At 45.1% G+C, this 24783-nt stretch carries 16 protein-coding genes; 12 read left to right on the top strand and 4 right to left on the bottom strand.

Annotation, left to right across the window (positions count from 1 at the left end; translation table 11 throughout):
• Positions 1-217: 217 nt before the first annotated feature.
• The 4 genes from B050_RS0100225 to B050_RS0100205 all read right to left on the bottom strand — a co-directional run bounded on the left by B050_RS0100225 (position 218) and on the right by B050_RS0100205 (position 8318).
• Positions 218-1831, bottom strand: a complete 1614-nt coding sequence (locus B050_RS0100225) for a RagB/SusD family nutrient uptake outer membrane protein (RefSeq protein ID WP_018471853.1) — start codon at positions 1829-1831, stop codon at positions 218-220.
• 46 nt (positions 1832-1877) lie between these two features.
• Positions 1878-4898 (bottom strand): SusC/RagA family TonB-linked outer membrane protein, encoded by a 3021-nt coding sequence (locus B050_RS0100220; RefSeq protein WP_018471852.1) that lies wholly within the window; start codon positions 4896-4898, stop codon positions 1878-1880.
• A gap of 620 nt (positions 4899-5518) precedes the next feature.
• The gene (locus B050_RS0100210; protein ID WP_026235498.1) at positions 5519-6907 is read right to left on the bottom strand and encodes a pectate lyase family protein; all 1389 of its coding nucleotides are present in this window, start codon (positions 6905-6907) and stop codon (positions 5519-5521) included.
• 109 nt (positions 6908-7016) lie between these two features.
• Entirely contained in the window at positions 7017-8318 is a 1302-nt protein-coding gene (locus tag B050_RS0100205) for a nucleoside hydrolase-like domain-containing protein (RefSeq protein WP_026235497.1), read from the bottom strand.
• Between the two features lie 284 nt (positions 8319-8602).
• Between B050_RS0100205 and B050_RS0100200 the strand changes: the two genes are divergently transcribed.
• From B050_RS0100200 to B050_RS0100145, 12 genes are all read left to right on the top strand, one after another.
• The gene (locus tag B050_RS0100200; RefSeq protein WP_018471846.1) at positions 8603-11620 is read left to right on the top strand and encodes a SusC/RagA family TonB-linked outer membrane protein; all 3018 of its coding nucleotides are present in this window, start codon (positions 8603-8605) and stop codon (positions 11618-11620) included.
• 21 nt (positions 11621-11641) lie between these two features.
• Complete coding sequence (locus tag B050_RS0100195; RefSeq protein WP_018471845.1) at positions 11642-13279, top strand: RagB/SusD family nutrient uptake outer membrane protein; 1638 nt, start codon at positions 11642-11644, stop codon at positions 13277-13279.
• 293 nt (positions 13280-13572) lie between these two features.
• A complete protein-coding gene (locus B050_RS0100190) occupies positions 13573-14352 on the top strand; it encodes a DeoR/GlpR family DNA-binding transcription regulator (protein WP_026235496.1) in 780 nt (259 codons plus the stop codon).
• Positions 14353-14374: 22 nt separating this feature from the next.
• Entirely contained in the window at positions 14375-15790 is a 1416-nt protein-coding gene (locus B050_RS0100185; RefSeq protein ID WP_018471843.1) for an L-fucose/L-arabinose isomerase family protein, read from the top strand.
• Positions 15791-15829: 39 nt separating this feature from the next.
• On the top strand, positions 15830-16654 hold the full coding sequence (locus B050_RS0100180) for a transketolase (RefSeq protein WP_044201560.1): 825 nt from the start codon (positions 15830-15832) through the stop codon (positions 16652-16654).
• A 6-nt stretch (positions 16655-16660) separates the two neighbouring features.
• Positions 16661-17632: a transketolase family protein gene (locus tag B050_RS0100175; RefSeq protein WP_018471841.1), complete on the top strand. Its 972-nt coding sequence runs from the start codon at positions 16661-16663 to the stop codon at positions 17630-17632.
• Between the two features lie 16 nt (positions 17633-17648).
• Positions 17649-18599 (top strand): D-ribose ABC transporter substrate-binding protein, encoded by a 951-nt coding sequence (locus B050_RS0100170; RefSeq protein WP_026235494.1) that lies wholly within the window; start codon positions 17649-17651, stop codon positions 18597-18599.
• A gap of 2 nt (positions 18600-18601) precedes the next feature.
• On the top strand, positions 18602-19219 hold the full coding sequence (locus B050_RS0100165) for a DUF2291 domain-containing protein (RefSeq protein WP_018471839.1): 618 nt from the start codon (positions 18602-18604) through the stop codon (positions 19217-19219).
• Position 19220: 1 nt separating this feature from the next.
• Positions 19221-20741, top strand: coding sequence for a sugar ABC transporter ATP-binding protein (locus B050_RS0100160; protein WP_018471838.1), 1521 nt, complete (start codon positions 19221-19223; stop codon positions 20739-20741).
• Positions 20738-21712 (top strand): ABC transporter permease, encoded by a 975-nt coding sequence (locus B050_RS0100155; protein WP_018471837.1) that lies wholly within the window; start codon positions 20738-20740, stop codon positions 21710-21712. The genes B050_RS0100160 and B050_RS0100155 overlap by 4 nt, the downstream gene beginning before the upstream one ends.
• 89 nt (positions 21713-21801) lie before the next feature.
• The gene (locus B050_RS0100150) at positions 21802-23283 is read left to right on the top strand and encodes an FGGY family carbohydrate kinase (protein WP_018471836.1); all 1482 of its coding nucleotides are present in this window, start codon (positions 21802-21804) and stop codon (positions 23281-23283) included.
• Positions 23284-23347: 64 nt separating this feature from the next.
• On the top strand, positions 23348-24775 hold the full coding sequence (locus tag B050_RS0100145) for a DUF1593 domain-containing protein (protein ID WP_018471835.1): 1428 nt from the start codon (positions 23348-23350) through the stop codon (positions 24773-24775).
• The last annotated feature ends 8 nt before the right edge of the window (positions 24776-24783 follow it).

Below are 24783 nucleotides of genomic sequence, written 5' to 3'. Positions count from 1 at the left end.
TATATGAAGGATGATTTCCTGCCCTGTATATTACTGATCTTAGGCTCAGCGATGGGGGTTGTCAGGCTTCATGCAGCGTAAGCTAAGGGCCCTAGGGTAGGGGGATCTTAGATCTGGCTTTTTAGCGACCTTTATGGAAGGAGGATCTGCGGGCATCTCCCTATTAAGGAGAAACCCACAGCATCCTGGTTCCAATTTTTTTGTGTATCCGCGATTATTACAGTCCTTCGTACCCAGGGTTCTGAGTCAGGCCAGGTAATAGGTCCACATCCACATAGTATTTAGGCCATAAATAATCCACGGCTGGGTCAAAGTTCCTATCCTCTAATGCAGGAGCTGCTCCAGAGAATACATTGCCCATTTTTCTTCGTACGATGTCATACCATCTTACGCCTTCAAAAGCTAATTCTAATCTGCGCTCTTCCATGATATCCTCAATGGTCAGCCCACCCATATGATCTGCAGGAGCCGCGCTAGGCTGGTATTTATTGTCTGCAGTTCCACCGGCATTTCTGGCACGGGCCCTTACTCGGTTGACATAGGATACCGCTTCGCTGTCATTTCCTAGTTCTACCGCTGCCTCAGCGGCGATCAGTAGTACTTCTGCATACCTCATGATGATATGCTTCACGTTGGAATCTCTTAAGCTGGCTCCTTGGGCAGTACCCGTTCTTAATCCAGCCTCTCCAGTGGCTCTGAAATATTTGGCGATAGCAGGTCTAGCTACATTCTGAGGTACATTGCTCCACTCAGTGAAGGGATAATCCATGACTCCCTGATAGGTGATGGCTGTATCCAGACTCACTGCTTTTCTATAGTCTTTGCCATCCCAGGAGTCATATACTTTTAGCTCAGGGACAATTGCGCTCCATCCAAAAGCGGCAGCATTTAATGCTTCGAATCTTTCGTCACCTCTGGGGCCTGTGATTGAGGTAAGCTGATCAGTACCTGCATTTCCTCCTCCGAGCTCCCCAGGAGTGATATTGTGATTGTCATTGGCTATCATATTGAGCTTGAAGAGTACTTCGGAAGAAGTATAATCAGGGGCAAAAATATCGTAATATCTCTGGTCCAATGCCACGCCATATTGGCCTTCATTATCTATGACTTCCTTGGCATTGGTATAGGCATTTTGCCAATCAGAACCTTCAGCAGCCTCAGAGGTCGCTCTGGTCATATATACTGAAGCGAGCATGCCATAGGAGGCCGCCTTGCCTGGGTGAGACCGGTCCGCAGGGACATCAGGCAACCACTGGTTTGCAAATTCCAAATCAGAAATGATTCCTTTATAGATGTCCGCTACTGAAGACTGAGTAGCCGCATAAGGATCTTCCATAGGCGTCCCATCCATATAGATGATCTCACCAAACAGCCTTACAAACACATAATGAACATAGGCTCTTAAGAAATAAGCCTCGGCCACCACTGGATTTATTTCCTCATCTGTGCCGGCGACCACGTCTCTGGCATTGATCACTGTATTTGCTGCGGCTAGTATTTTATAGCCCATGGGCCAAAATGAATTTACCAAACCATTGTCCTGCTCCATCTGCATGAGATCACAAGCATGTCTCCGGGTGGCAGTACCCGGATCACCGATGCCACACATGTCTGATCTTACGATCAAGGCCAAGGATAACTTACGACCATAAAACTCCTCCCGTGCTAGTAAATAGTAACCACCATTTACTCCAGACTTCAATTCTGAAACGGTCTTAAACAATCCTTCAGGGGCTAGGACGCCAACTGGCCTCTCTTCCAAGTCTTCGCAAGACATGGCGAATACCATGATTAGGGCGAATATTGCTGAGGTTATATATGAATTTTTCATAGTTTTTTTAATGTTAATTATTGACAAATAATAGCTTAGGTCTGGTTTAGAATCCTAGATTTAGGCCCACAGTATAGGTCTTCACGTTCGGGTAGCTACCATAGTCCAAGCCTAAGTTACGGTTGGAATCTCCGTTATTAGTGCCATCACCTTCATTCTGATAGGCGGCTTCCGGATCCAGTCCTGAGTAATTAGTGAAGGTCAGCAGGTTCTGTGCACTTACATATACTCTCAGCGAACGCACCTTGATTTTGTCCAATACCGATTTAGGTACAGTATATCCTAGGGCGAGGTTTTTTAGCCTTACATAGCTGCCATCTTCCACCCAGCGAGAAGATACCTTCATCGTTCTGTCAGTATCTGCAGAAGGGATGCTTCCATTTGGATTGCTTACCGCATCGTATCTGTCAAGTGCCGCAGTGGATACATTGGTGGTGCCTCGGAAAGATTCCAGTTCCATTCTTGTCAAATTCATCATCTCATTCCCCTGTACTCCTTGAATGAATAGATTCAAGTCGAAGTTTTTATAGGTGAAGTTGTTATTGAAAGACCAGGTGAATTTAGGGTGAGGATTACCGATGATCGTTCGGTCTGCATCATCAAGTTTGCCATCACCATTAAGGTCTTTAAATTGCTCGCCACCGACTTTTCCGTCAGAGCCTTCCAGCAATACATCTTCTGGCTGTGTCACTCCTTCATATACATAGCCATAGTAGATGCCGATAGGCTGTCCTTCCTGTAGCAGCATGAAGCCAGTAGAGATATTGAAGTGGCCAGGAGCATTCTCATATTGGATAGTAGAATCAGGTAGGGAAAGCACCTCATTTTTGTTCATGGCGAATACCAGGTCAGAGGACCAGGTCAGGTCGCCCACCAGATTTTTGGTGCTCAACATCGCTTCTATTCCAGAATTCCTGATTTCACCGGCATTCTGAAGTTGCGTAGCAGGATCCTCATCTACTCCAAGGAAAGAAGGGATAGGTCTGTCAAACAATAAGTCAGAAGTGATTTTATTATAGTAATCCACGGAAAGGTTGACACGGTTTTCGATCAGCCCAATGTCCATCCCCAGGTTGAGTTGGGAAGTGGTCTCCCAGGTAAGGTTCGGGTTGGCAAGGCTTCCGAGGATCAAGGATCCTTCTCCGGGACGATTAGAATATTGGGCCACCAAGGTGGCAAGGGATTCGTAAGCTCCGATACCCTGATTACCGGTCAAACCATAACTTGCCCGGATTTTCATCTCAGAGATAGGCTCAATGGCTTGCATGAAGTCTTCATCTCCGATATTCCATGCGATGGCTCCAGATGGGAAATAAGCCCATTTGTTATTTTGAGCAAAGTTGGATGCTCCATCATATCGCATGGTCGCAGTGAATACATACTTGTCTAGTAAAGCATAGTTCACTCTGGAATAGTACGATTTCAGGATTCTCGTGGAGGTCTCCGAAGTGGATGGCGTAAATTCTGCGCCACTTCCCAGGTTCCAGAAACTCACAGCTTCTGAAGGGAAGAAACTAGAGCCTGCCGTCATATTTTCGCCTACCATCTTTTGGTAAGAATAACCATTTACCCAGTTGATTCTGTGAATTCCAAATTCTTTATTGATGGTGAAATAGTTCTCGGTAAGTACGTTGGTAGCTTTGTCAAATTCCAAAGCTGCAATACCCGCGTCACCGCCTCTTACGAGTTGAGAAGATCTAAATTCGCCTTCTCTATAAGAAGTAACACCAGCACCCAGAGTGGATTTGAAAGTCAGCCAATCAAGGATTTTGAACTCTGCAAAGGCGTTGGTTTGGAAGCGATCTGATACTCTTTCTCTATCTATCCCATTGGCAATGGCCACAGGATTATCAATATTATCTCCTAATCTAGACTGGGTGAAATTGCCATCCTGGTCACGTACAGGGGTGTCGGGCTCCATTCTTGCCGCAGCTCCCAATACGCCGGTATCGCTGGATCCGCCAGATTGCTCCTGCGTTAATACGCCTTCGTCCAGACTTCTTCTTCCATAGAGATTTACCCCTAAGGTAACCCAGTCAGATACATCAAAAGTCAAATTACTGGTGATGGAATACCGCTGATACATGGAGTTGTCCACGACGCCCTGCTGCTCAAAATGGGTGCCTGATACATAGTATTTTACGGCTTCACTACCACCGCTTACAGAAACCTGATTGTTCCAGATATGTCCAGGACGAAGGATTTCTTCTTGCCAGTCTGTGTTGATGTCGGGGTTATAGCTATAAGCAGGTACCACCTCTGTGATATAATCTCTGAAGTCAGATCCTGATAGTAGGTCCAGTCGGTTGCTGGCATTTTGGAAGGAGTAAGAACTGTTTACATCCACTTTGGTTTTGCCGATTCCACCAGATTTGGTGGTGATTAAAAGTACGCCGTTAGCGGCACGAGAGCCGTATATGGCGGTGGCTGAAGCATCTTTTAAGACTTCCATGGATTGGATATCCTGTGGAGGGGGCATCTCTCCACCCACAAAGCCATCCACCACGATGAGCGGCTGGCTGCTTGCGTTAATCGAGCTTCCGCCTCGTATCTTCATGCTCATTGCGGCGCCAGGCTGGCCACCATTGGTGGATTGGATCTGCACCCCGGCCGCACGTCCCTGGAGACTTTGTACTGCATTTAGAGCAGGATAAGCATTCAGTTCTTCTGATTTCACAGAAGATAATGCCCCCGTGTTATCGCTTTTCTTTACCGAGCCGTAGCCCACCACGATGACCTCGTCGAGGTCCTGTAAGTTGGGGGCAAGGGAAATATTGACGATGGATTGGTTGGATACTGCTATCTCTTGGCTGTCATAGCCTACAAAACTTACTTTTAAAATTGCTGAGGCAGGATCTGCAATTGACATGGAGAACTGACCGTCGATGTCAGTTACGGTGCCATTAGAGGTGCCTTTTTCAATTACAGTTGCTCCCGGGATGCTTTCGCCACTCTCCGTAGATACCACTACGCCCTTCACAGTGGTCTGTGCCGACGCTAGATACGATAGGAAGTACATAGCCATCATGACCATATACTTACTTTTCAACAGTACTTGTCTTTTCATGAAATAATTGGTTAATTGGTTTTACTCTTAATTGATCACCCAGCAATTGGTCAACCAATTTACTAGGTGTTCAATATTAGGGAATTATATATTAACCACCAAGGATTTTGTATAAAAATCCGGAAAGGATGTATATATATTGTTTATTGAGTTTTGTGGAATTAAAATTCTGTTTTGTTCCTCTAAAACAACATATTTCTATTTTTTTACTCCCTAAATGGCCTTTAAAACCATTTAGCAGCCTATAAAATATTCTCCAGTAGCCCTAATCAAATTTATCGAGACAAAAGCCTTATTTTGACCATTTTGTGTAATGAGTCAGCCCAGAAAATGGGGCAAAACAGCACTTAAGTACTATTTTTCACGATTATGGAGAAATCAATAAGGAAGAACTTTTCTCTATTTAAGACGAAGAAAAAAACTGAAAAAATTAAATTGGTTGCCCAAAAAAAAATGAATGGAAAAGTGGAAAACCAATTTTTTGAACGATTCCATTTACTGTAAGCAGTTCTCGAAATTGTTGATAAACCAAAAAGCGATGCAATAAAAATAGCACCGAATTTAGGTTCGGTGCTATCGCTATAATTACGTATTTCTATTGTACTGTCTTTCTCTCTCTGCTAGTTGATACTATTCAAATATTCCTCTAACATGGTGTAGCCTTCCTGGCTAATCTGATTTCTGTCATTAGCATTTTTAGGATTTAAACCCTGTTTTTTTTCCCAATGGTCAGGCATGCCATCATGGTCGGTATCTTTGGGGGCTTTACTGCTTTTAAGTTCAGGCCATCCTCCCACGTCCTCTTGGGAGTCTATGATTCCCGTATTCTTGCTGGGGTCTTTCACCGATTTGTTTTCTTTATAGGAGCTTCCTTCATAAGTTGCGTAGCCGCCGGCAGTCTCTTGGATGATCCGGTGGTCGATTTCGTCACGCTTTGGAAGGGTGGCTCCAGCATTTTCTAAGACGAGCTTATAGGCCTCTTCTGCGCTTTGCTGGTGAATGGCCATCGCTGGCCAGGCTTCATCCATTTTTATAAGCGCCAGGTTTTCTTCCCCACCTTGAGGCTGGACGCCCCTACTCCAGTTGTCAGTGGATACCTTTTCGTTCCCTTCAATTCTATTTTCTGCAATATACCACTTCCCAAAATCGCCTTTATCATTGCGCATAGATGGGCTGGCGATCCTTTCGGCTACCCCGCCGGGGATGGTAGCTGGGCCGGGTTTATAATAGTTGGCCACAATATTAAATTCGGAGAAGGCAAACTTTGGGTTGCCCACCTGCTGGTTTTCTCCTCCATATAGGCTATTGTATCCCCAGTTATAAATGACATTATTTCTATAATCGGTATAGCCTGATCCCGAGGCCATTCGGGGGTTTCTGCTTCCGTGATGGGCTAGCAGGTTATGATGGTAGCTGCTGTAGTTGGAGCCCCAGATTCCTCCAAAGCCATGGGATCCCTTGGCATGATTGGAGTTAAACATGCTTTCGGATATGATGCTCCATTGCACTGTGATGCTGTCGCAGTGATAGATAGACATGGTTTCGTCCACGCTCCAGCTAGCAGAAATATGGTCCAGGATGATGTGGCTGGTGTATCTGCTGGACACGGCATCCGTATCATCTCCGGATTCATTGCCAAGCCTGACCCTCAGGTACCTAAGGATGACATGGTCTGCCTCGATGACGATTGGATGTTTCCTGATGCATATTCCATCTCCAGGAGCGGATTGTCCGGCGATGGTGATATAGGGGTTTTTTATGCGCAGCGGGCTTTCGGCAGTGATAGTTCCTGACACTCTGAATACCACGGTCCTCGGTCCGGCAGCCTCCACAGCGGCCCGGAGGCTGCCAGTGCCGCTATCATTTAGGTTGGTGACCTCATATACCTGCCCCCCGCGGCCTCCTTTAGAGTATTTGCCATATCCCTCCGCCGTCGGAAAGGCCAGTTGCTGCCCCATGCTGGGAATGCTAATTAATAATACTAGAAAATTTATAAGGATCAATTTCATGGTTATTGGGATTGTAAGTTTTCAATATAATGGAAGAATATAAGGTAAAGAATAGATGCCTTAGTTTTAAATAAACAGGAGGGGCATAAATAGGGATAAGGATTTGCATTTAATTAGGATTCTCTTCTAGCCAATCCCATTTCTCTGCCCAGTCAAGCATAAAAGCTTCTCGATGTTTTGATATGGTTTTTGCTCCTTGCTGGCCCTGTAGGAAGAGGTCTGCTTCCAGGCGGTCGCTGTACCAATGATCTCCCAAAGGATAGTCGCTCGGCTTGGCTTGGCCAGGCCAAGGAGCAATGCTGGTGTAGGCTCCTTCTAATCCATTCAGCTGAGGGATGTTGCTGGATGTTTTGTAAGTTCCTGACTCAGTTTTTTTGGGAGAGTACTTGACACCATATTTATTATCACCTAGATAGTATCCGGGCCATAGCTGGTTTTGGATTTCTATTTGAAAGACCACGGAATCTTCGGGAACCTCTAATTGTGGACCTATAAAATGCCATTCGATAGTAGCGTAAGTTGCGACGGTATCAGAAGTTGTACTTCCGCCTTCAAAAATAGATCGCGAACTTCTATTTATCTTGCGAAAACTCCCTCCCCAGCTTTCTCCGGTGGGGTCATCGGGGTTGCCATTCATGAGATAGGCTAAGGAAGGGGTGTCACCCATTTTTATTTCCCCATTTAAATAATGGTAAAAATCCCTTCCTAATGCGCCTCTTCCCTCTATATAATTGGTATAGAATTGGTCTTTCTTAAGTTTTTCCGGGGAATCCTGGTCTATTATCCATCCTCGGTAGGTAGCGTTTGCTTCTATCATCCACAGGTCAGGATGATGCTCTGCGATATATGAATAGGCATTGATGCTCCATTTTTTGTTCGGCCCGCCGATCCAGTACACCTTAATATTTTGTTTTATTTCCGGAGCGTCATGAAGTGCCTGCGCGAGATCTTCCAATCCACCCCATACCAGTACCCATAAGGCTTGATCTGAATCTTTTTTGGCACAGCTTACGATCCAGTCCGAGCCGGCTGTGGACTCATCATAACCCCTAAATGGTGCAGCATCCACCGCCCCTTGTTTAGTGATGGATTCCAATGTGGCGGGGCTGGGAAGACTGGGGGCATGCTTCAGGAGTTTCTCGTAATCCTTACTGTATTGATTAATGATGTTTAGGAAATCTTCCTTTCGCCCACCTCCAAATGGTGAGGAGACCAAACCTTCTATTCGAAAATGATCTGCATACATTAATAAATGAATCAGCGATTGGAAATCATCCGGATCAGTCCCTCCAATATCGGAACTGATCAAGATTCTAGGCTTATCAGTCCCCTTATCAGCTTTTTGACACCCAAATATCAATGGGATAAGCATGGATATGCCGAATAGGAAAAAGCTTGATTTTGTTTTCATAATCAAATGGGTTGTTCTGATGGATTACTGTATGTGTTTAATATATAGTGAGTTAGGTTAGTGTTCTTATTTTACTGCTTTGTAAATGTATAAAAAAGAAACACAAAAGAAAATAAAAACAAATAAAACAAAATAAACAAAGATATTTATTGGATATTCAAAAGTACTTATCTAGTTTTACCCCATGGAAATGGAGTTTTTACTTAGTTTCACTTTTTGTTTAAGGATGAAATAAAGTATTACCGAAGATTTTCGAAACTATTATTAACAATAACCCATAATAAATGATGAAAATTTCACTCACTTCAAGCGAGCCAGCCTGGTATAGGTCCCAAGGGATCAATCAAGGGTTACTCTGTTTGGCCTTTTTAATGTGTATTTGCTTTGGCGTTCAGGCGCAGGAAGTGAAGATAACTGGAGTAGTATCTGCTACGGAGTTTGAAGGCGGCCTTCCGGGTGCTACTATTTTGGAAAAAGGCACCAATAATGGAACGGTAACGGATGTAAATGGTAAGTTTTCCATTTCCGTATCGGAGGGAGCTACATTGGTTTTTAGTTCTGTGGGCTATATCTCACAAGAGAAGAAAGTGGCAAATAGCAGTAGCCTCAAGGTGAGCCTGGAGCCAGATATTACTAACCTAGAAGAGGTCGTAGTGATAGGCTATGGCACCGTAAAAAAGAGGGATCTCACAGGGGCAGTGACCTCAGTGAAAAGTGAAGATATCCGACAAGTACCCGCCCAAAACCCCCTTGAATCTATTCAGGGGAAAGTGGCAGGGGTCGATATCACCCGTGGATCCGGTTCCTCTTCCTCCGGAATCAATATCAGGATTAGAGGAAACAGGTCTATTGGAGCTGGAAATAATCCTTTATTTATTGTGGATGGGGTGCAGACGGGAAATATTGATAATATCAACCCGAATGATATAGAATCGATGGAATTCCTCAAAGATGCCTCTTCCACGGCCATATATGGATGGCAAGGGGCCAATGGAATTGTGATTGTCACCACCAAAAAAGGGGCTACAGGAACCCCCAAAGTGACTTTCAACTCGTACTTTGGGCTGTCTCAGGTGTCCAGGTACCCTTCGGTCATGAATGGTGACGAATATGCCGCCATCAAAAGAGAGGCCAATCGAACCACTGGAAAATGGAGCTCAGAGGCTGATGACCCATTGATCTTTAATACACAAGAGCTAGCCGCAGTTCAAAATGGGGATTGGATAGATTATCAGGATTTACTATTTAAGAATGGCACCCAGCAAAATTACAATATTGGCGTAAATGCAGGAAGTGACAAGACCAAGGTTTATACTTCCTTGGACTATTATAGCGAAAAAGGGATATTGAAATTTGATGATATTAAGCGATATACCCTTCGGGCCAATGTGGATCATACTTTCAATAATTGGGTAAAAGCAGGTTTGCAATCTCAGGTGGCCAATAGGGACGAAAGCTACCGCAGAGACCCTCTTAATATGGCTAATAAAATCATCCCGCTTGGGACGGTATATGACGAAAATGGAGATTTTATTGTTTATCCCTTAGGTGGATCTTCCATCAGTCCGCTTGCTGATGAGCAAGTCGATGTATTCTCCAATACAGGCAAAATTACCGATGTAATCGCCAATGTGTATTTGGAACTCAAGCCTTTTGCAGGATTTAGCTTCAGAAGTAATTTTGGATCTAGCATCAGCAATTCCCGAATAGGCTTATTTGAAGGATCTAACTCTATAAGCAGAAACGGAGGAAATAGCAGAGCCCAATATACAGCCTCCAATAGTCGCTTTTTCAACTGGGATAATGTCATCAATTACTCCAAAGAAATCAAGGACCATTCCTTTGCTATTACAGCCCTGAGCAGTTATGTACAAAACGAAGGAGATAATGTCCTGGCACAGGGTGAAAGCCAATTGCTGCCAGGTCAGCTGTACTTTGGTCTTGGCAACGCTCCAGATAATATCACCATCAATAGTGGCTATGCCAAATGGAATGTCCTGTCCTTTGCCGCCAGGCTAAATTATAACTATAAAGGTAAATACCTCATTACCCTGACGGATAGGGCGGATGGCGCTTCACGCTTGTCTAAAGGAAATAAGTGGGCATTTTTCCCCTCTGCGGCTTTTGCCTGGAGAATAGTGGATGAGAATTTTATGGAGAATATCGCCTCTATTAGTGAGTTGAAACTTCGACTGAGCTATGGGGTGGCGGGAAATTCAGGTATCCAGCCTTACGGAACGCAGAGCTCACTGACTCGGATGCCGATGGCTTTTGGAGAGTCTAGTTTCCAGGGATTCACTTTCTCTCCGCTCCTGGGTAATCCCGATGCGGGATGGGAGCTCTCTGCAACTACCAACCTTGGGGTGGATTTTGGTTTATGGAAAAATAGACTCAGCGCCACTGTGGATATTTATGACACACGTACCTCTGATCTACTTCTTCCCCGCGGTCTCCCGCCGACCACTGGCGTGCAACAGGTCTATCAGAATATAGGAAAAACCAGAAATCACGGAGTGGAAATAGGGCTGAACACGGTAAATATAGAGTCAAAAGACTTTCAGTGGGAAAGCATGATCACTTTCACTAGAAATCAAGAAGAAATCGTGTCGCTGGTGACTGAGGGTGTGGATGATATAGGAAACGGATGGTTTGTAGGGGAGCCAATTTCAGTCTTCTATGATTACGAAAAGTTGGGCATTTGGCAAAGCTCCGAGGCCGATGAGGCTCAGAGTTTCGGGCAGGCCCCGGGAGACATCAAGGTAAGAGACCTCAATGGGGACGGCCAAATCGATGCTGTCAATGACAGAAAAGTACTCGGTGGTGATAATAGACCCAACTGGTTTGGGGGGCTTAACAATAAAATCAACTATAAGGGCTTTGATTTAAGCGTGTATCTATTTGCCCGCTGGGGACAGACTATCAATCCTAACTTCCTGAGTAGATATGACCGGCAGTCCAATCTCAACAATAGCTCCACGGCCATTGATTATTGGACTCCCGAAAATCCTACCAATGAATATCCCCGTCCCAATGCAGGACTATCAGGTTCATCCACTCTTTATTGGAGCACCATTGGATACGTAGATGGATCTTATATAAGACTCCGGAATTTATCCTTAGGATATACCCTTCCGGTGAAGGATAATCCACTGTTTAGTAATGTCAGAATTTACCTTTCCGGCACCAACTTGCTCACGTGGACCAAGAGCTCCAAGCTAGACGAATATGATCCGGAAAGAGGTGGGGGCGAAAGTTTCCCAATGCTGAAAAGCTATATGTTCGGATTAAATCTTGGTTTTTAACCCCCTAAAAAGCGCAGAATAATGAAAAATAGATCAATATTAACGACAATCCTGTTGCCACTATGCCTGCTGACAAGCTCCTGCGATAATTTGCTGGAAGAGTATAATCCAAGTGGATTGACAGCAGAGGCGGTTTATAGTACGCCTGAGGGTTTTGAATCCTTGGTCAATGCCGCCTATTCCTACCAGCGATGGTGGTATGGAAAGGAAGAAGGCTATAATATGACAGAAATGGGAACCGATATTTGGATGAGCGCTGCTGGAGATGTGTGGCCAGATCTCACCACCTATACGAATCTTCAAGGAACGAATGCTCCGATCACTACCGAGTGGAGGGAATTATACGCAGGGATAAATCTAACTAATGCAGGGATAAATAGAATCGAAAATGCGGGGCTCAGCCCAGCACTACGCATACAAAGAGAAGCGGAATTGCGGTTTTTGAGAGCCTTTTACTATTATCATATCGTGGAGACTTGGGGAGGAGTGCATTTCACCCTAGAAGAATCCCAGGGAATCGTTACCACTGCAAACAAAACTCCAGTGGATACCTTTTACGATCAGATTCTGAAGGACCTGGATTTTGCCGTGGCCAATCTTGCAGATACAAGCCCTGATTATGGAAGAGTGACCAGACCAGCAGCTATGTCATTTTTGGCTAGAATCTACCTTACCCGGAAAATGTACCAACAAGCCGCACAAATGGCTGAGTCTGTTATTGATGGAGGCTTCGGGTACTCCCTAGTGCCAAATTATGCTGATCTCTGGGCGATGGATAATAACCAAAGCAGTGAGATCGTCTATGCCGTAAACTATTCAGCTAATCTTACTCTTAATGATCTTAAGAATGACGCTACAAATCCACTAGGTCATGGCAGGGGCAGTAATAATGGCCATCTGCATTTTCTTATGAAATATGACAACCTGCCAGGCTTGACCCGCGCAATCGAATATGGAAGACCCTTCAATAGGTATATGCCAACGCGTACGCTGCTGGACTTATTTTCTGAGGCAGATGCGAGATATGAGGGTTCTTTTATGGAAGTGTGGTACGCAAACTCCAGCAATACACCTGCAGGAATGTCTAGGGGTGATACCGCTGTGGTGGCCACAAGGACGGAGTTTGCTGGCAATCCCGGCCATATTTATCAGGTATATAATAGGAATGATATTTACTATGAAAATGGTAAGGTAAGAGATAATCTTCGCTACCCCACGCTCACAAAACACATGGATGATACTCGCTCCAGCGCCAATGAGGCTCAGAGTTCCAGGGATGCTTATGTGATCAGATTTGCAGAATTATACCTTATCGCAGCAGAAGCCCGGATGTTCCTCGGAGATCTTCAGACCGCAGCAGATCATATTAATAGGGTCAGAGCGCGCGCAGCAAAGCCTGGCCAGGTGGATGAAATGATGATCTCCCCGGAAATGCTAACCCTCGATTTTATTCTGGATGAGCGGGCCAGGGAGTTTGCCGGAGAACAATTACGATGGTTTGACCTCAAAAGAACTGGTAAGTTAGTAGAGAGAGTTCTGGCTCTCAACCCTGATGTGATCAATGTGAAAGATTATCATACCATAAGACCTATTCCTCAGGCCCAACTGGATGCAGTCACCAATCGCGACGAATTTGTCCAGAATCCTGGATACCAATAATAACTACGGGTTTATTAATTCTTAGAAGAGAGGCACAGGTAGTCTTGCCGTGCTCTCTCCTCTTTTTTTTAGAAAATAAGCGATTTTGTAAAAGAATAAAGTAGTCATAACCAGCTTTTAGAATGGAGTGTGGTACGGGGCCTTTCAACTATATTCTACCCTCTAGGCAGATTAGAAGGAAGGAAAAGGAGAAGAATATCTATCTATAATGAATCGAAATTGATATCAAAACAAAATAATAGTAATAGGATTGGGGATTAATTATCTTTGTTTTACATAAAATACTAATGAATATGTTACCAAAACAAAGAAAAGAAAAGATACTTGATCTTTTGAAAGAAGATGGATCCGCCAAGGTGATCGATCTAGCAAGGTTGTTTAAGGTCACTGAAGTGACGATACGTCAGGATCTGGAAAAGCTGGAGAAGAATGGTTTGGTCATCCGGGAACATGGTGGGGTGCATCTGAAAAATGTCGAAGATCAAGTGCGTAGTTTCTCCCTTATCCATCAGGACAACCTCCGGGAAAAGGAAATAATCGCTGAAAAATGCCTGGAGTTTATTCATCCCGGGGATACGATCATTCTAGATTCAGGATCCACCACCACAGAGATCGCCAAAAAGATAATGGATATTAAAGGCCTTACTGTCATTACCAATGCCCTGAATATTACGCTTATGCTAGGGGCCACCCCCAATATAGAGGTGATTATGACGGGCGGAGAGTTCAAGGCGCCCACCTTATCGCTGACGGGGCAGAAAGCGGCCGATTTCTTTAAAGGCTTGAATGTGCAGAAGCTGTTTTTGGCAACTGCCGGGATCTCATTGAAGTCAGGGCTTACCTATCCCAGCATCAGTGACCTAGTGGTAAAGAAGGCGATGATAGATGCGGCCGACACCACTTATCTGGTGGCAGACTCCTCCAAGATAGGTAAAAGTGCCTTTGCCAGCCTAGGCGCATTGTCCTTGATCGATTATATCATCACCGATGAAGGAGTAGAAGATAAGCATAAAGAAGTGCTCAAAGACAATGATATACAGTTGATCATTGCGGAAAATAAAAATATAAAATAACGAAATATCAGTCAGCATAACAATGAGAAATCAAAACATTACACTAGGGATCATCATAGGAAATCGGGATTTTTTTCCAGACAAACTTGTGTCAGAGGCAAGAGCGGAGGTATTAAAAATGCTAAATGAGCAGGGGATAAAACCCATCATCTTAGAGGAGAAAGATACCAAGTTGGGAGGAGTAGAGACCTATGCTGATGCGAGGAAATGTGCTGATTTATTCAAAATGCATAAAAATGATATTGCAGGGGTCTTGGTGGTGCTGCCAAATTTTGGTGACGAAAGAGGTATAGCTGACACCTTGCAGCTGGCCGATCTCCAGGTGCCAGTCCTAATACAAGGCTATCCTGATGAGCTTCATAAGCTCAATGTCGCCAATCGTCGGGATTCTTGGTGTGGCAAAATCTCAGTATGTAATAACCTCTACCAATATGGGATAAAATATTCAATTACCACTAAGCATGTGGTCCACCCAACAGACCCATCGTTTTTGGAGGATTTGAGGCAATTTATAGGAGTATGCAGAGTGGTGAAAGGCATGAAAAACGTTCGGATTGGTGCAATAGGTGCACGTCCCACGGCCTTCAATACGGTGCGGTATAGTGAAAAGATTTTGCAGAAAAATGGCATATCCGTGGTTACCTGTGACCTCTCCGAGATCCTTGGTCATGCCAATAAGCTCGGCCCTGATCACCCTAGGGTAAAAGCCCATTTGGAAAAAATACATAACTATGCCTCCACTGGAAAGACTCCTAGTGAATCATTAATCCAAATGGCCAAATTGGATGTGGTATTAAATGATTTTATGGAGGAAAATCAACTCGATGCCAACGCCATACAGTGCTGGACCTCCTTACAACAAAATTTTGGCTGCAATGTCTGCACCAGTTCCAGTATGTTTTCGGAAGGAATGATCCCTAGTGCTTGCGAGGTGGATGTGACCGGCACGCTAAGCATGTATGCTATGCAGCTGGCCTCAGGATCTCCTAGTGCCCTTGTGGATTGGAATAATAATTATGCAGATGACGATGAGAAATGTGTGCTTTTCCACTGTGGCAACTGGGCCAAATCCTTCCTACCAGATATAGAGATCAGCAATGCCCCAATTTTGGGGACTACAGTGGGGGTAGAAAACACCTATGGAGCCTTGGACGGCAGGACTCCCGCCTCTCCATTGACCTATGGCCGAATCAGCACCGATGATACCAAAGGTATTATCAAAGCCTATGTGGGGGATGGTCAGCTGACCAATGATGAACTCAACACCTTTGGCAACAGGGCGGTCGCTCAAATCCCAAACCTTCAAGGCCTGATGAAGCATATCTGTAAAAATGGCTTCGAACATCACGTGGTCATGAATGCCTCCCATACCTCCGGAGCCCTCAAAGAGGCCTTCGAAAATTATATGGGCTGGGAGGTGTACCACCATGAAGGCTAAAAATATACGAGGAAGCAAGCTCCATAAATGCATATCAAAATGACAGATAAAGAATTGAAATTGAAGTCTGTATTACTGAGGAAAAATCTCCTCAAATACATCTATCAGGCCAAAGCAGGGCATACTGGCGGAAGTCTCTCTTGTGTGGATATCCTAAATGTCCTCTATAATAGGGTACTTCATATTGACCCTAAAGATTCCAAAAATCCAGACAGAGATCGGTATATCCAAAGCAAGGGCCACTGCGTTGAGGCATTATTTGTGACCTTGGCAGATCGAGGGTTTTTCCCGGAAACTGACCTGGCCACGCTCTGCCAGTACCAATCACACTATATCGGTCATCCTACCAAAAAGGTGAATGGGGTGGAGCAAAATACCGGGGCCTTAGGCCATGGGCTTCCCATAGGTGTTGGAGAGGCTATCGCCGCCAAATTGGATCAAAAAAATCACCGTGTATTTACCCTAATTGGGGATGGGGAACTGCCCGAAGGATCCAACTGGGAAGCATTCCTTGCGGCAGCGCATTATAAGCTGGATAATCTTTATGCCATCCTGGATTATAATAAACAACAGATCACAGGAGATAATCATGAGGTGATGAATATCGATTCTGTCCGAGTAAAGATGGAAGCTTTTGGCTGGGCTGTGGTGGAGGTGGATGGACATAAGCTATCCGAACTAGAGCAGGCACTTAATAATGGCCCTTTGGAGCCTGGAAAACCTAATTTTATTATTGCTCATACCACCAAAGGAAAGGGTGTCAGCTATATGGAAGGAAATATAAAATGGCACCACGGGGTACCGAGTTCTGAGCAATATGAACTCGCATTGTCCGAACTGTCTGCCGCTGAGGTCTTAATATAGATAACTATGGAATTAGATAAAATAGAAGAAAAGGACTTGCAAATGGGTCTGGCAAATCAACAGGTGTTCGCCGAAACCTTAGAGGCCTTAGCAGCCGAGGATAGCTCCATCATTGCTGTAACCAGTGACTCAAGAGGCTCGGGAAAACTGGTCCCTTTTGGCCAAAAATTTCCTTCGCAAATGGTGGAGGTAGGGATCGCCGAGCAGAACTTGGTGGGCGTGGCCGCCGGCCTGGCCTCAGCCGGCAAGAAAACATTTGCTATTTCACCCGCTTGCTTTCTGACTGCCAGGGCATTGGAGCAGATCAAAAATGATGTAGCCTACTCCGATAACCCTGTCAAGCTGGTGGGGATTAGCGCCGGCGTGAGCTATGGGGCTTTGGGTACTACTCATCATAGCCTGCATGACTTTGCGGTATTGCGCGCCATCAACAATATCATCATATTGGCGCCAGCCGATAATTATGAGACTGAAATGGCCGTAAGGCTGGCTGCCAGCCTTGACCAGCCGGTATATATGCGCTTTGGCAAAAAAAATATGCCATTCCTCCAGGAGGAAAATAATCAAAACTTCGAAATCGGAAAGGGACGTACCGTACACCAGGGAGATGATATGACCATCATTGCGACTGGCGAAACGGTTTACCCTGCATGGCAGGCAGCCCGAGCCTTAAGAGAGGATCATGATAGGCAGGTCAAAGTCATCAGTATGCATAGCATAAAACCGCTGGATACCCGGATTCTGGATGAGCTAGCCCTTGCGGGCAAGCCTATTATTACGGTAGAAGAACATATGGTAAATGGCGGTATGGGAGAAGCCTGTGCTTCTTATTTGTTTCAAAAAGGAGCAAAAAACCCCTTTTGCATTATGGGAATTCCTGATGAATATACCATCACCGGATCCCAGTTGGAGATTTTTGCCCATTATGGGCTCTCCAAAGAAGGCATCATGGCCAAAGCCAAATCAATGCTGAAATAAAAAGCCCCAACCCAAAATGACCAATTTAAAACCCATACTTGTCCTCTTAATAATGCTAATGGCCATATATGGCTGTAATGAGAAGGAGAATCGATCCTCCGACCAGGGGAAGAAAGTGGCTGTAATAGTTTCCACGCTGAATAACCCATGGTTTGTCGTGCTGGCGGAGACGGCGGCAAACCAAGCCAGAAAGCTCGGCTATCAGGCGACCATCTTTGACTCGCAAAACAATACTGCCTTAGAAACTGATCATTTCGAAAATGCCATCTCTTCTGGTTATGATGCAGTGCTTTTTAACCCCACCGACGCAGATGGATCCATCGCCAATGTCAAAATTGCCAGAGATGCTTCAGTGCCCGTCTTCTGTATGGATAGGGAAATCAATGCCAACGATGTGGCCGTAAGCCAGATACTCTCAGATAGCTATGCAGGATGTATAGCCATCGGCAAGTACTTCGTCGAAAAGCTCAATAAAAAAGGAAAATATGTGGAGATTCTTGGTTTGGTGGGAGATAATAATACCTGGAGCCGATCGAAAGGCTTCCATGCTGTGGTGGATCATTATCCCGAACTGAAAATGGTCGCTCAGCAGAATGCAGACTTTGATAGAAATAAAGCCATGGAAGTAATGGAATCCATTCTTCAGGTCCATCCTGATATTAAAGGGGTCTTCTGTGGAAATGATGGGATGGCCATGGGCGCATACCAGGCCTTGGTGGCTGCCGGCAAAGATCAACAGGTGATGGTTTTTGGATTTGACGGAGCCAGTGATGTGATCACCTCCATCCAACAGAAGAAAATCCTCGCCACTGGAATGCAATTCCCCAAACTAATCGCCAAAACTGCCGCTAACTATGCTCACGAATACTTCGAAGGAAAAAGAGATTTTGCTCAAAAAGTGCCCGTCACGGTGGAGATGGTAAACCAGGAAAATGTAAATGATTATGAAGCTTACGGAAGCAATTGATTATGAAAGCTCTTAAATACATCTTAGTCGGTATTCTGGCGGTATTTCTCGGATTTAAATCAATCTATCTTATGCCCCTGGATCAAAAACTCGCGGAAAACCAAATCATAGATTTTGATGCAGAGACTTTTGTGGAAGGCATCTGGAATACAGAATTGATGAAGGTATATAATAATGCCCCTGATATTGACCTGCTGATTGATAGCTTAAAGCAGCATCCGAAAAGCACTTTTGCCAAAAATGGAAATTCCCTCGGCATTGGAAATATAGGATACTTTAGGGTGAAAGGTCAAGGGGAGGTACTTCAGATTAATGAGAATAATGTACTTCTCCAAACTGCCAATAATACGGTGGAGATAGAAACTGAATTCATCTTCGGCAATGCAATTCGTGATGCTTCAGGCTTAATTAAAATAAACGATTTTGACGATACTTCAGACTTCAATAGCATATCTGAAATGATCAATGACAGAATCCGCAAGGAGCTCATTCCTTCATTTAGCTCAGAACTGAAAATTCATCAAACAGTACGCTTTGAAGGTGCTGTGGAGCTCAATAGGGAGCATCTTACTCTGAGTCAGTTAGAAGTGATTCCATTTACCCTTAAAATTATCCCTTAATATGCAGCCACTATTAGAAGTACAGCAAATCACCAAGAGGTTTGCGGGAGTGACTGCCCTAAGCGCAGTGGACCTGCGACTGGAAGGGGGGAAAGTTACCGCTTTGATTGGTGAAAATGGTGCGGGAAAATCCACCTTGCTGAAAATAATGTCGGGAATATACACCGATTATGAGGGAATAATACGGTATAAGGATGAAGAGGTCAAATTCTCCAGGCCTAGAGATGCCCAGGATAGAGGCATCTCAATTATCCATCAGGAGCTAAACTTGATCCCCTACCTCTCTGTGGCGCAGAATATCTTTTTGGGCAGGGAGCTGATCAATTCATTTGGTTTCCTGGACCGAGAGCGCATGATTCAAAAAACCAAGGTGCTGCTGGAAAAACTAAAACTAGAGGTATCACCTACAGCGCTGATCAGTTCGCTAAAAGTGGGGCAACAACAGATCATAGAAATCGCAAAATCCTTGCTGGTGGAATCAGAAGTAGTCTTTATGGATGAGCCTACCTCTGCCATAGGAGAAAGTGAAGTGGAGGTATTATTCGAGATTATCAAAGAGCTGAAGGCCGAGGGGAAGGCTATTGTATATATCTCCCATAAGCTGGATGAGCTATTTGCACTTGCCGATGATTTTGTAGTGCTCAGGGATGGAAGAGTGGTAGGACAGGGGCCTGTGAGGGAAATCACCCGGGGTCAACTGATCACCATGATGGCTGGGAGGGAAGTGATGATTAGTAAAAAAAGCATTAAAAATAAGCCAGTTGAAAAGGTTCTTGAGGTCAGAAATATGACGCTTCAGAATCCAGGGAATCCTCAACGCCCCCTGCTTTCCCATATAAATTTTAGCCTTGGCAAAGGCGAGGTGCTTGGGATATATGGGCTGATGGGCGCTGGACGGACCGAACTATGTGAATGCTTGTTTGGTCTTCATCCTGACGCTTTGTCTGGGACCATAGCTCTGGATGGGCGTATTAGAGAATTCAAAAGTCCTATACAGGCTATCGAGGCCGGAATGGCGCTCGTGCCGGAGGATCGAAAGAAAGATGGAATAGTGCCTGGCATGTCCGTAGGAAAAAATCTCAGCCTGACGGTGATCGATAAGATAAGCAAATTTGGATTACTCAATGATACACTGCAGTCCAAGCTATATGATAAGCATGTCGCCTCCCTAAAAATTAAAGTAAGCCACGAAGACCAACTCATCAGAAATCTGAGTGGTGGAAATCAGCAGAAAGTTATTTTGGGGAAATGGATAGAGCGGAAGCCTTTGGTACTGATGCTCGACGAGCCCACCCGAGGCATAGATATAAATGCCAAAAATGAAATCTATGAACTTATTTCAACCCTAAATAAGGAGGGTATTTCGGTACTGGTAATTTCCTCGGAGATCCCCGAAATACTCGCTATATCAGATAGGATATTGGTGATGTCCGAGGGACAGATAAGTGCCGAGTTTTCCAGTGAGGAGGCCACAGAGAATAATATAATGAATGCTTGTATTCCTGAACATATCAATCAATGAATTCCATCAAACAATCTATAAATATTGCCAAGTTTCAATCCCTGATCGCCCTCTTTGTATTATGCCTGGGCCTAACCTTGATGACGGATAACTTCCTGACTCCAGACAACTTCTGGAATGTCATGCGGCAGATCTCGGTCAATGTCTGTATTTCCGTAGGGATGACCTTGGTGGTGCTTACCGCAGGCATCGACCTCTCGGTAGGCTCCATACTGGCATTTAGCGGTGCAGTGATTGCGGGTTTATTGAAGCATGGAATTGGCATTCCTGCGGCCAATTTATTCATTGGTTTTACGCCCTTAGGAGCGGTGATTATGGGGCTGCTGCTGGGGGCCGCTTTGGGATTTGTAAATGGCTTTACCATCACCAGGTTTAAGGTGCCACCCTTCGTCGCTACCCTGGCCATGCTGACCATGGCCAGAGGCTTTACCATGCTATGGACTAAAGGTCATCCGATCACAGGACTCGGCGAAGAACTGAAATTTCTGGGCACAGGCTGGTTTTTAGGCATCCCGATGCCAGTATGGATATCTGGATTAGTGGTGTTAATAGCGACGGTCCTTACAGGTAAGACGCGTTTTGGACGCTACGTCTATGCGATAGGAGGCAATGAAAATGCCTCCAGGCTATCAGGAATCCCCACCTCCAAAGTGAAAATATGGGTGTATTCCTTAGCGGGACTCCTCGCTGCAGTGGGCGGCATCCTCGTGACCGCTAGGCTAGACTCCGCTCAGCCAAATGCCGGAGTAAGTTATGAGTTGGATGCCATTGCTGCCGTGGTGATAGGCGGGGCTTCCTTGTCTGGTGGCAGAGGAACTATCATCGGTACAGTGCTCGGCGCGGTCATTATCGGGGTGCTAAACAATGGACTTATTCTCCTTAACGTATCACCTTTTTGGCAGCAGGTCATCAAGGGCCTTGTGATTCTGCTAGCCGTGATCATCGACAAGTCCAATAAAAAAGGGGAATAATGGTTTAGGGCTGGAGGCTGCTGTCCATGGGCTCAGCCGCTCGCTCCTTTCTTTTAATAGAAAATTAATAATCAGAAACGGATAAATTCATGGCTTTCATCTTAGCAATTGATCAGGGAACAAGCAGTACCAAAACTATCATCTTTGATGAAAAGGGTAAGGCCATTCATAAAGAAACAGAAGTCCTGGCCACCAATTACCTATCGGGTAATCATGTGGAGCAAGATCCGGAGGGTATTTATCAAAATGTGCTTACGGCTATCGGTAAATGCCTAGGGGGATTTGTCTCAAAAAAAGGTGATCTAAGCCAAATTAAAGCCTGTGGAATATCTAATCAGCGGGAGACTTTTGTGCTATGGGACAAGGCTGGGAAGCCACTTTATAATGCGGTAGTATGGCAGTGCAAGCGCTCTATTAGTATATGCGAACGACTAAGTAGCGAGGGCTTAGGTCCTGAGATTTCCCAGAAGACGGGACTCATCATCGACCCTTATTTCTCAGGATCTAAAGTCATATGGCTTTATGAAAATGATCCCTCGGTAAAAAAGATCATCGATCAGGGCGAGGCTTATTTTGGTACGATAGACACCTGGTTATTATTTAAGCTTACCAATGGGAGCTCGTATTGTACAGATTATACTAATGCATCCAGAACGATGTTTTTTAACCTCCATCAACGCTGCTGGGATAGGGACCTACTTCGCCGATATGGGCTGGAAAGGCTCAATTTGCCCGAGCTAAAGCCTTCCTCCTGCTATTTTGGAGAGAGTAACCTGGAAGGGCTTTTGGATCATCCAATCAGCATTTCATCCATGATAGGAGATTCCCATGCGGCGGCTTTTGGGGAGGGGTGTTTTGAGCCCGGCAGTGCAAAAGCAACTCTAGGAACAGGAAGCTCCATCCTGATGAATATTGGAAGTACACCAATGCCCTCGCAGAATGGGATGGTGACCACGATCTGCTGGAGTACCGAGGAGCGTGTGGACTATGCACTTGAGGGCATTATCGTTTCTGCCGGAGCAACCATAGAGTGGGTCAAAAATCAGCTTGGTCTTTTTGAGGAAACCATGGATTTGGAAAATATTTGCCTTTCCATTCCCGATAATGGAGGGGTGTACCTCATCCCTGCTTTCGCGGGCCTAGGTGCTCCCCACTGGAATATGAATCGAAAAGCCTCAATTGAGGGCTTGACCTTCGAAAGCTCTAAGGATCATATCATTCGGGCAGCAGTGGAGTCAGTTCCCTATCAGATCAAAGATGTGATCACCGCCATGGAGGCAGATTCGGGGACTCCTTTGTCGGAATTGAAAATAGACGGAGGTATCACCTCTAATAAGTTTGTGATTCAATTCCTGGCGGACCTGCTTCAGCGAAAAGTGACCAATATAGAAATCACAGATGTCTCGGCTCTTGGGGCCGCTTACCTCGCGGGATTACATGCCAAAGTGTATAAGAGCCTTGAGCAACTTAAAGCCTTCGCCACTTCCTCAAATACCACCCTGCCTGGCGATCAACAGACAAAAACTCTAGGCTATTACGAAGGCTGGAAAAAAATAATTTATCAGCAGTAATACCATTCCTTAGCATGTACCTGGAGGTCTCATTCCATTAAGTAATAAACTCAACCTAATCCTAATGAAAACACAATTCAACGCAAGCCTACTATTAATTCTGGTACTCATGGGCAGCCTAACAAGCGCAGTGGCCCAGAAGAAGAATGCAGAAAAAACACGCATATTGGTTACCAGTGATGGGGAGATAGACGATCAATGCTCCATTGTAAGATTTCTTTATTATGTGAATGAATGGGATGTGGAGGGAATCATCACCTCCAGTTCGCAATACCATTGGCATGGACATAAGTGGCCTGGGGATGATTGGATAGACCCCTATTTGGATGCTTATGCCAAAGACTACCCAAATCTTATAAAACATGATCCGGAATATCCTAGTCCTGATTTTTTGCGTGAGCGTACCTTATTGGGGAATGTAAAGACGGAAGGGGAGATGACTGAAATTACGCCAGGGTCCACTCATATAGTAAAGGTGCTACTTGATGAAACCGACGACCGACCCATCTGGATCCAAGCCTGGGGAGGTACCAATACCATTGCCAGAGCCCTGAAGACCATCGAAGAGGAACATCCGGACAAGATGGAGTATGTGGCGAGCAAGATGCGCCTTTATTTGATATGGGAGCAGGATGTAACTTATCAGGAATACATTAGGCCGCACTGGGGTAAGTACAATATCCCGACCATCATCTCAGATCAATTTGAAGCTATCGCCTATCGCTGGGCAAAAGTGCAGCCAAAAGAAATGCAACCGTACTTCGAGGGACCCTGGATGAAGGCAAATATTCTGGAGAACCATGGCCACCTGGCGGCTATATATCCGGCAATGGAAAATGGGGATTTTCGATCTGAAGGAGATTCTCCTGCCTTTATGCATACCATTGATACAGGGCTTAGAAGCATGGAATCTCCCGATTATGGCGGGTGGGGTGGCCGATATGTGAAGGTAAGGGAAAATACCTGGCTCGACTCCGTACCAGATGCAAACTATCAGTATCCTTCAGGCCGCTGGTATGGCAGTAATGGCTGGGGACGTGCGAGTGTCCGTGAAGGAAGTACCGCCACAGAAGAGCAACGTGAAATTTATTTTAAACCTATGTGGAGATGGTCGGATGCCTTTCAGAATGATTTCGCAGCACGGGCAGACTGGACGGTGAAGTCCTTCAAGGAAGCGAACCATGCGCCGATCGTAAAAACTAAGTCCAAGCTGGATCAAAGTGCTCGTCCGGGCCAAACCATAAAACTCAATGTCTCAGGAAGCAAGGACCCGGACGGTGACCGACTTTCTTATCTCTGGTATGTGCATGCAGAGCCTAGCAGCTTCCTGAATGCTGCGGATAAGGTGGTAATCAAAGATAAGCAGGCAGCAAAGACATCCTTTGCTGTGCCCGAAGGAACTGGAACTATCCACCTGATCTGTGCGGTGACCGATAGTGGCACTCCTGCATTGACCCGATATACGCGTATTATAGTAACTGTAAACCCCTAAGTAATACT

Origin of the sequence: Echinicola pacifica DSM 19836 (assembly GCF_000373245.1) — a bacterium.
Taxonomy (GTDB): Bacteria; Bacteroidota; Bacteroidia; order Cytophagales; family Cyclobacteriaceae; genus Echinicola; species Echinicola pacifica.
This window is presented reverse-complemented; position numbering and strand designations above follow the sequence as displayed.

Excerpts from the sequence above, each read along its gene's own strand:
- B050_RS0100225 (WP_018471853.1), bottom strand. The coding sequence starts at position 1,831 with ATGAAAAATTCATATATAACCTCAGCAATATTCGCCCTAATCATGGTA.
- B050_RS0100220 (WP_018471852.1), bottom strand. The coding sequence starts at position 4,898 with ATGAAAAGACAAGTACTGTTGAAAAGTAAGTATATGGTCATGATGGCT.
- B050_RS0100210 (WP_026235498.1), bottom strand. The coding sequence starts at position 6,907 with ATGAAATTGATCCTTATAAATTTTCTAGTATTATTAATTAGCATTCCC.
- B050_RS0100205 (WP_026235497.1), bottom strand. The coding sequence starts at position 8,318 with ATGAAAACAAAATCAAGCTTTTTCCTATTCGGCATATCCATGCTTATC.
- B050_RS0100200 (WP_018471846.1), top strand. The coding sequence starts at position 8,603 with ATGATGAAAATTTCACTCACTTCAAGCGAGCCAGCCTGGTATAGGTCC.
- B050_RS0100195 (WP_018471845.1), top strand. The coding sequence starts at position 11,642 with ATGAAAAATAGATCAATATTAACGACAATCCTGTTGCCACTATGCCTG.
- B050_RS0100190 (WP_026235496.1), top strand. The coding sequence starts at position 13,573 with ATGTTACCAAAACAAAGAAAAGAAAAGATACTTGATCTTTTGAAAGAA.
- B050_RS0100185 (WP_018471843.1), top strand. The coding sequence starts at position 14,375 with ATGAGAAATCAAAACATTACACTAGGGATCATCATAGGAAATCGGGAT.
- B050_RS0100180 (WP_044201560.1), top strand. The coding sequence starts at position 15,830 with ATGACAGATAAAGAATTGAAATTGAAGTCTGTATTACTGAGGAAAAAT.
- B050_RS0100175 (WP_018471841.1), top strand. The coding sequence starts at position 16,661 with ATGGAATTAGATAAAATAGAAGAAAAGGACTTGCAAATGGGTCTGGCA.
- B050_RS0100170 (WP_026235494.1), top strand. The coding sequence starts at position 17,649 with ATGACCAATTTAAAACCCATACTTGTCCTCTTAATAATGCTAATGGCC.
- B050_RS0100165 (WP_018471839.1), top strand. The coding sequence starts at position 18,602 with ATGAAAGCTCTTAAATACATCTTAGTCGGTATTCTGGCGGTATTTCTC.
- B050_RS0100160 (WP_018471838.1), top strand. The coding sequence starts at position 19,221 with ATGCAGCCACTATTAGAAGTACAGCAAATCACCAAGAGGTTTGCGGGA.
- B050_RS0100155 (WP_018471837.1), top strand. The coding sequence starts at position 20,738 with ATGAATTCCATCAAACAATCTATAAATATTGCCAAGTTTCAATCCCTG.
- B050_RS0100150 (WP_018471836.1), top strand. The coding sequence starts at position 21,802 with ATGGCTTTCATCTTAGCAATTGATCAGGGAACAAGCAGTACCAAAACT.
- B050_RS0100145 (WP_018471835.1), top strand. The coding sequence starts at position 23,348 with ATGAAAACACAATTCAACGCAAGCCTACTATTAATTCTGGTACTCATG.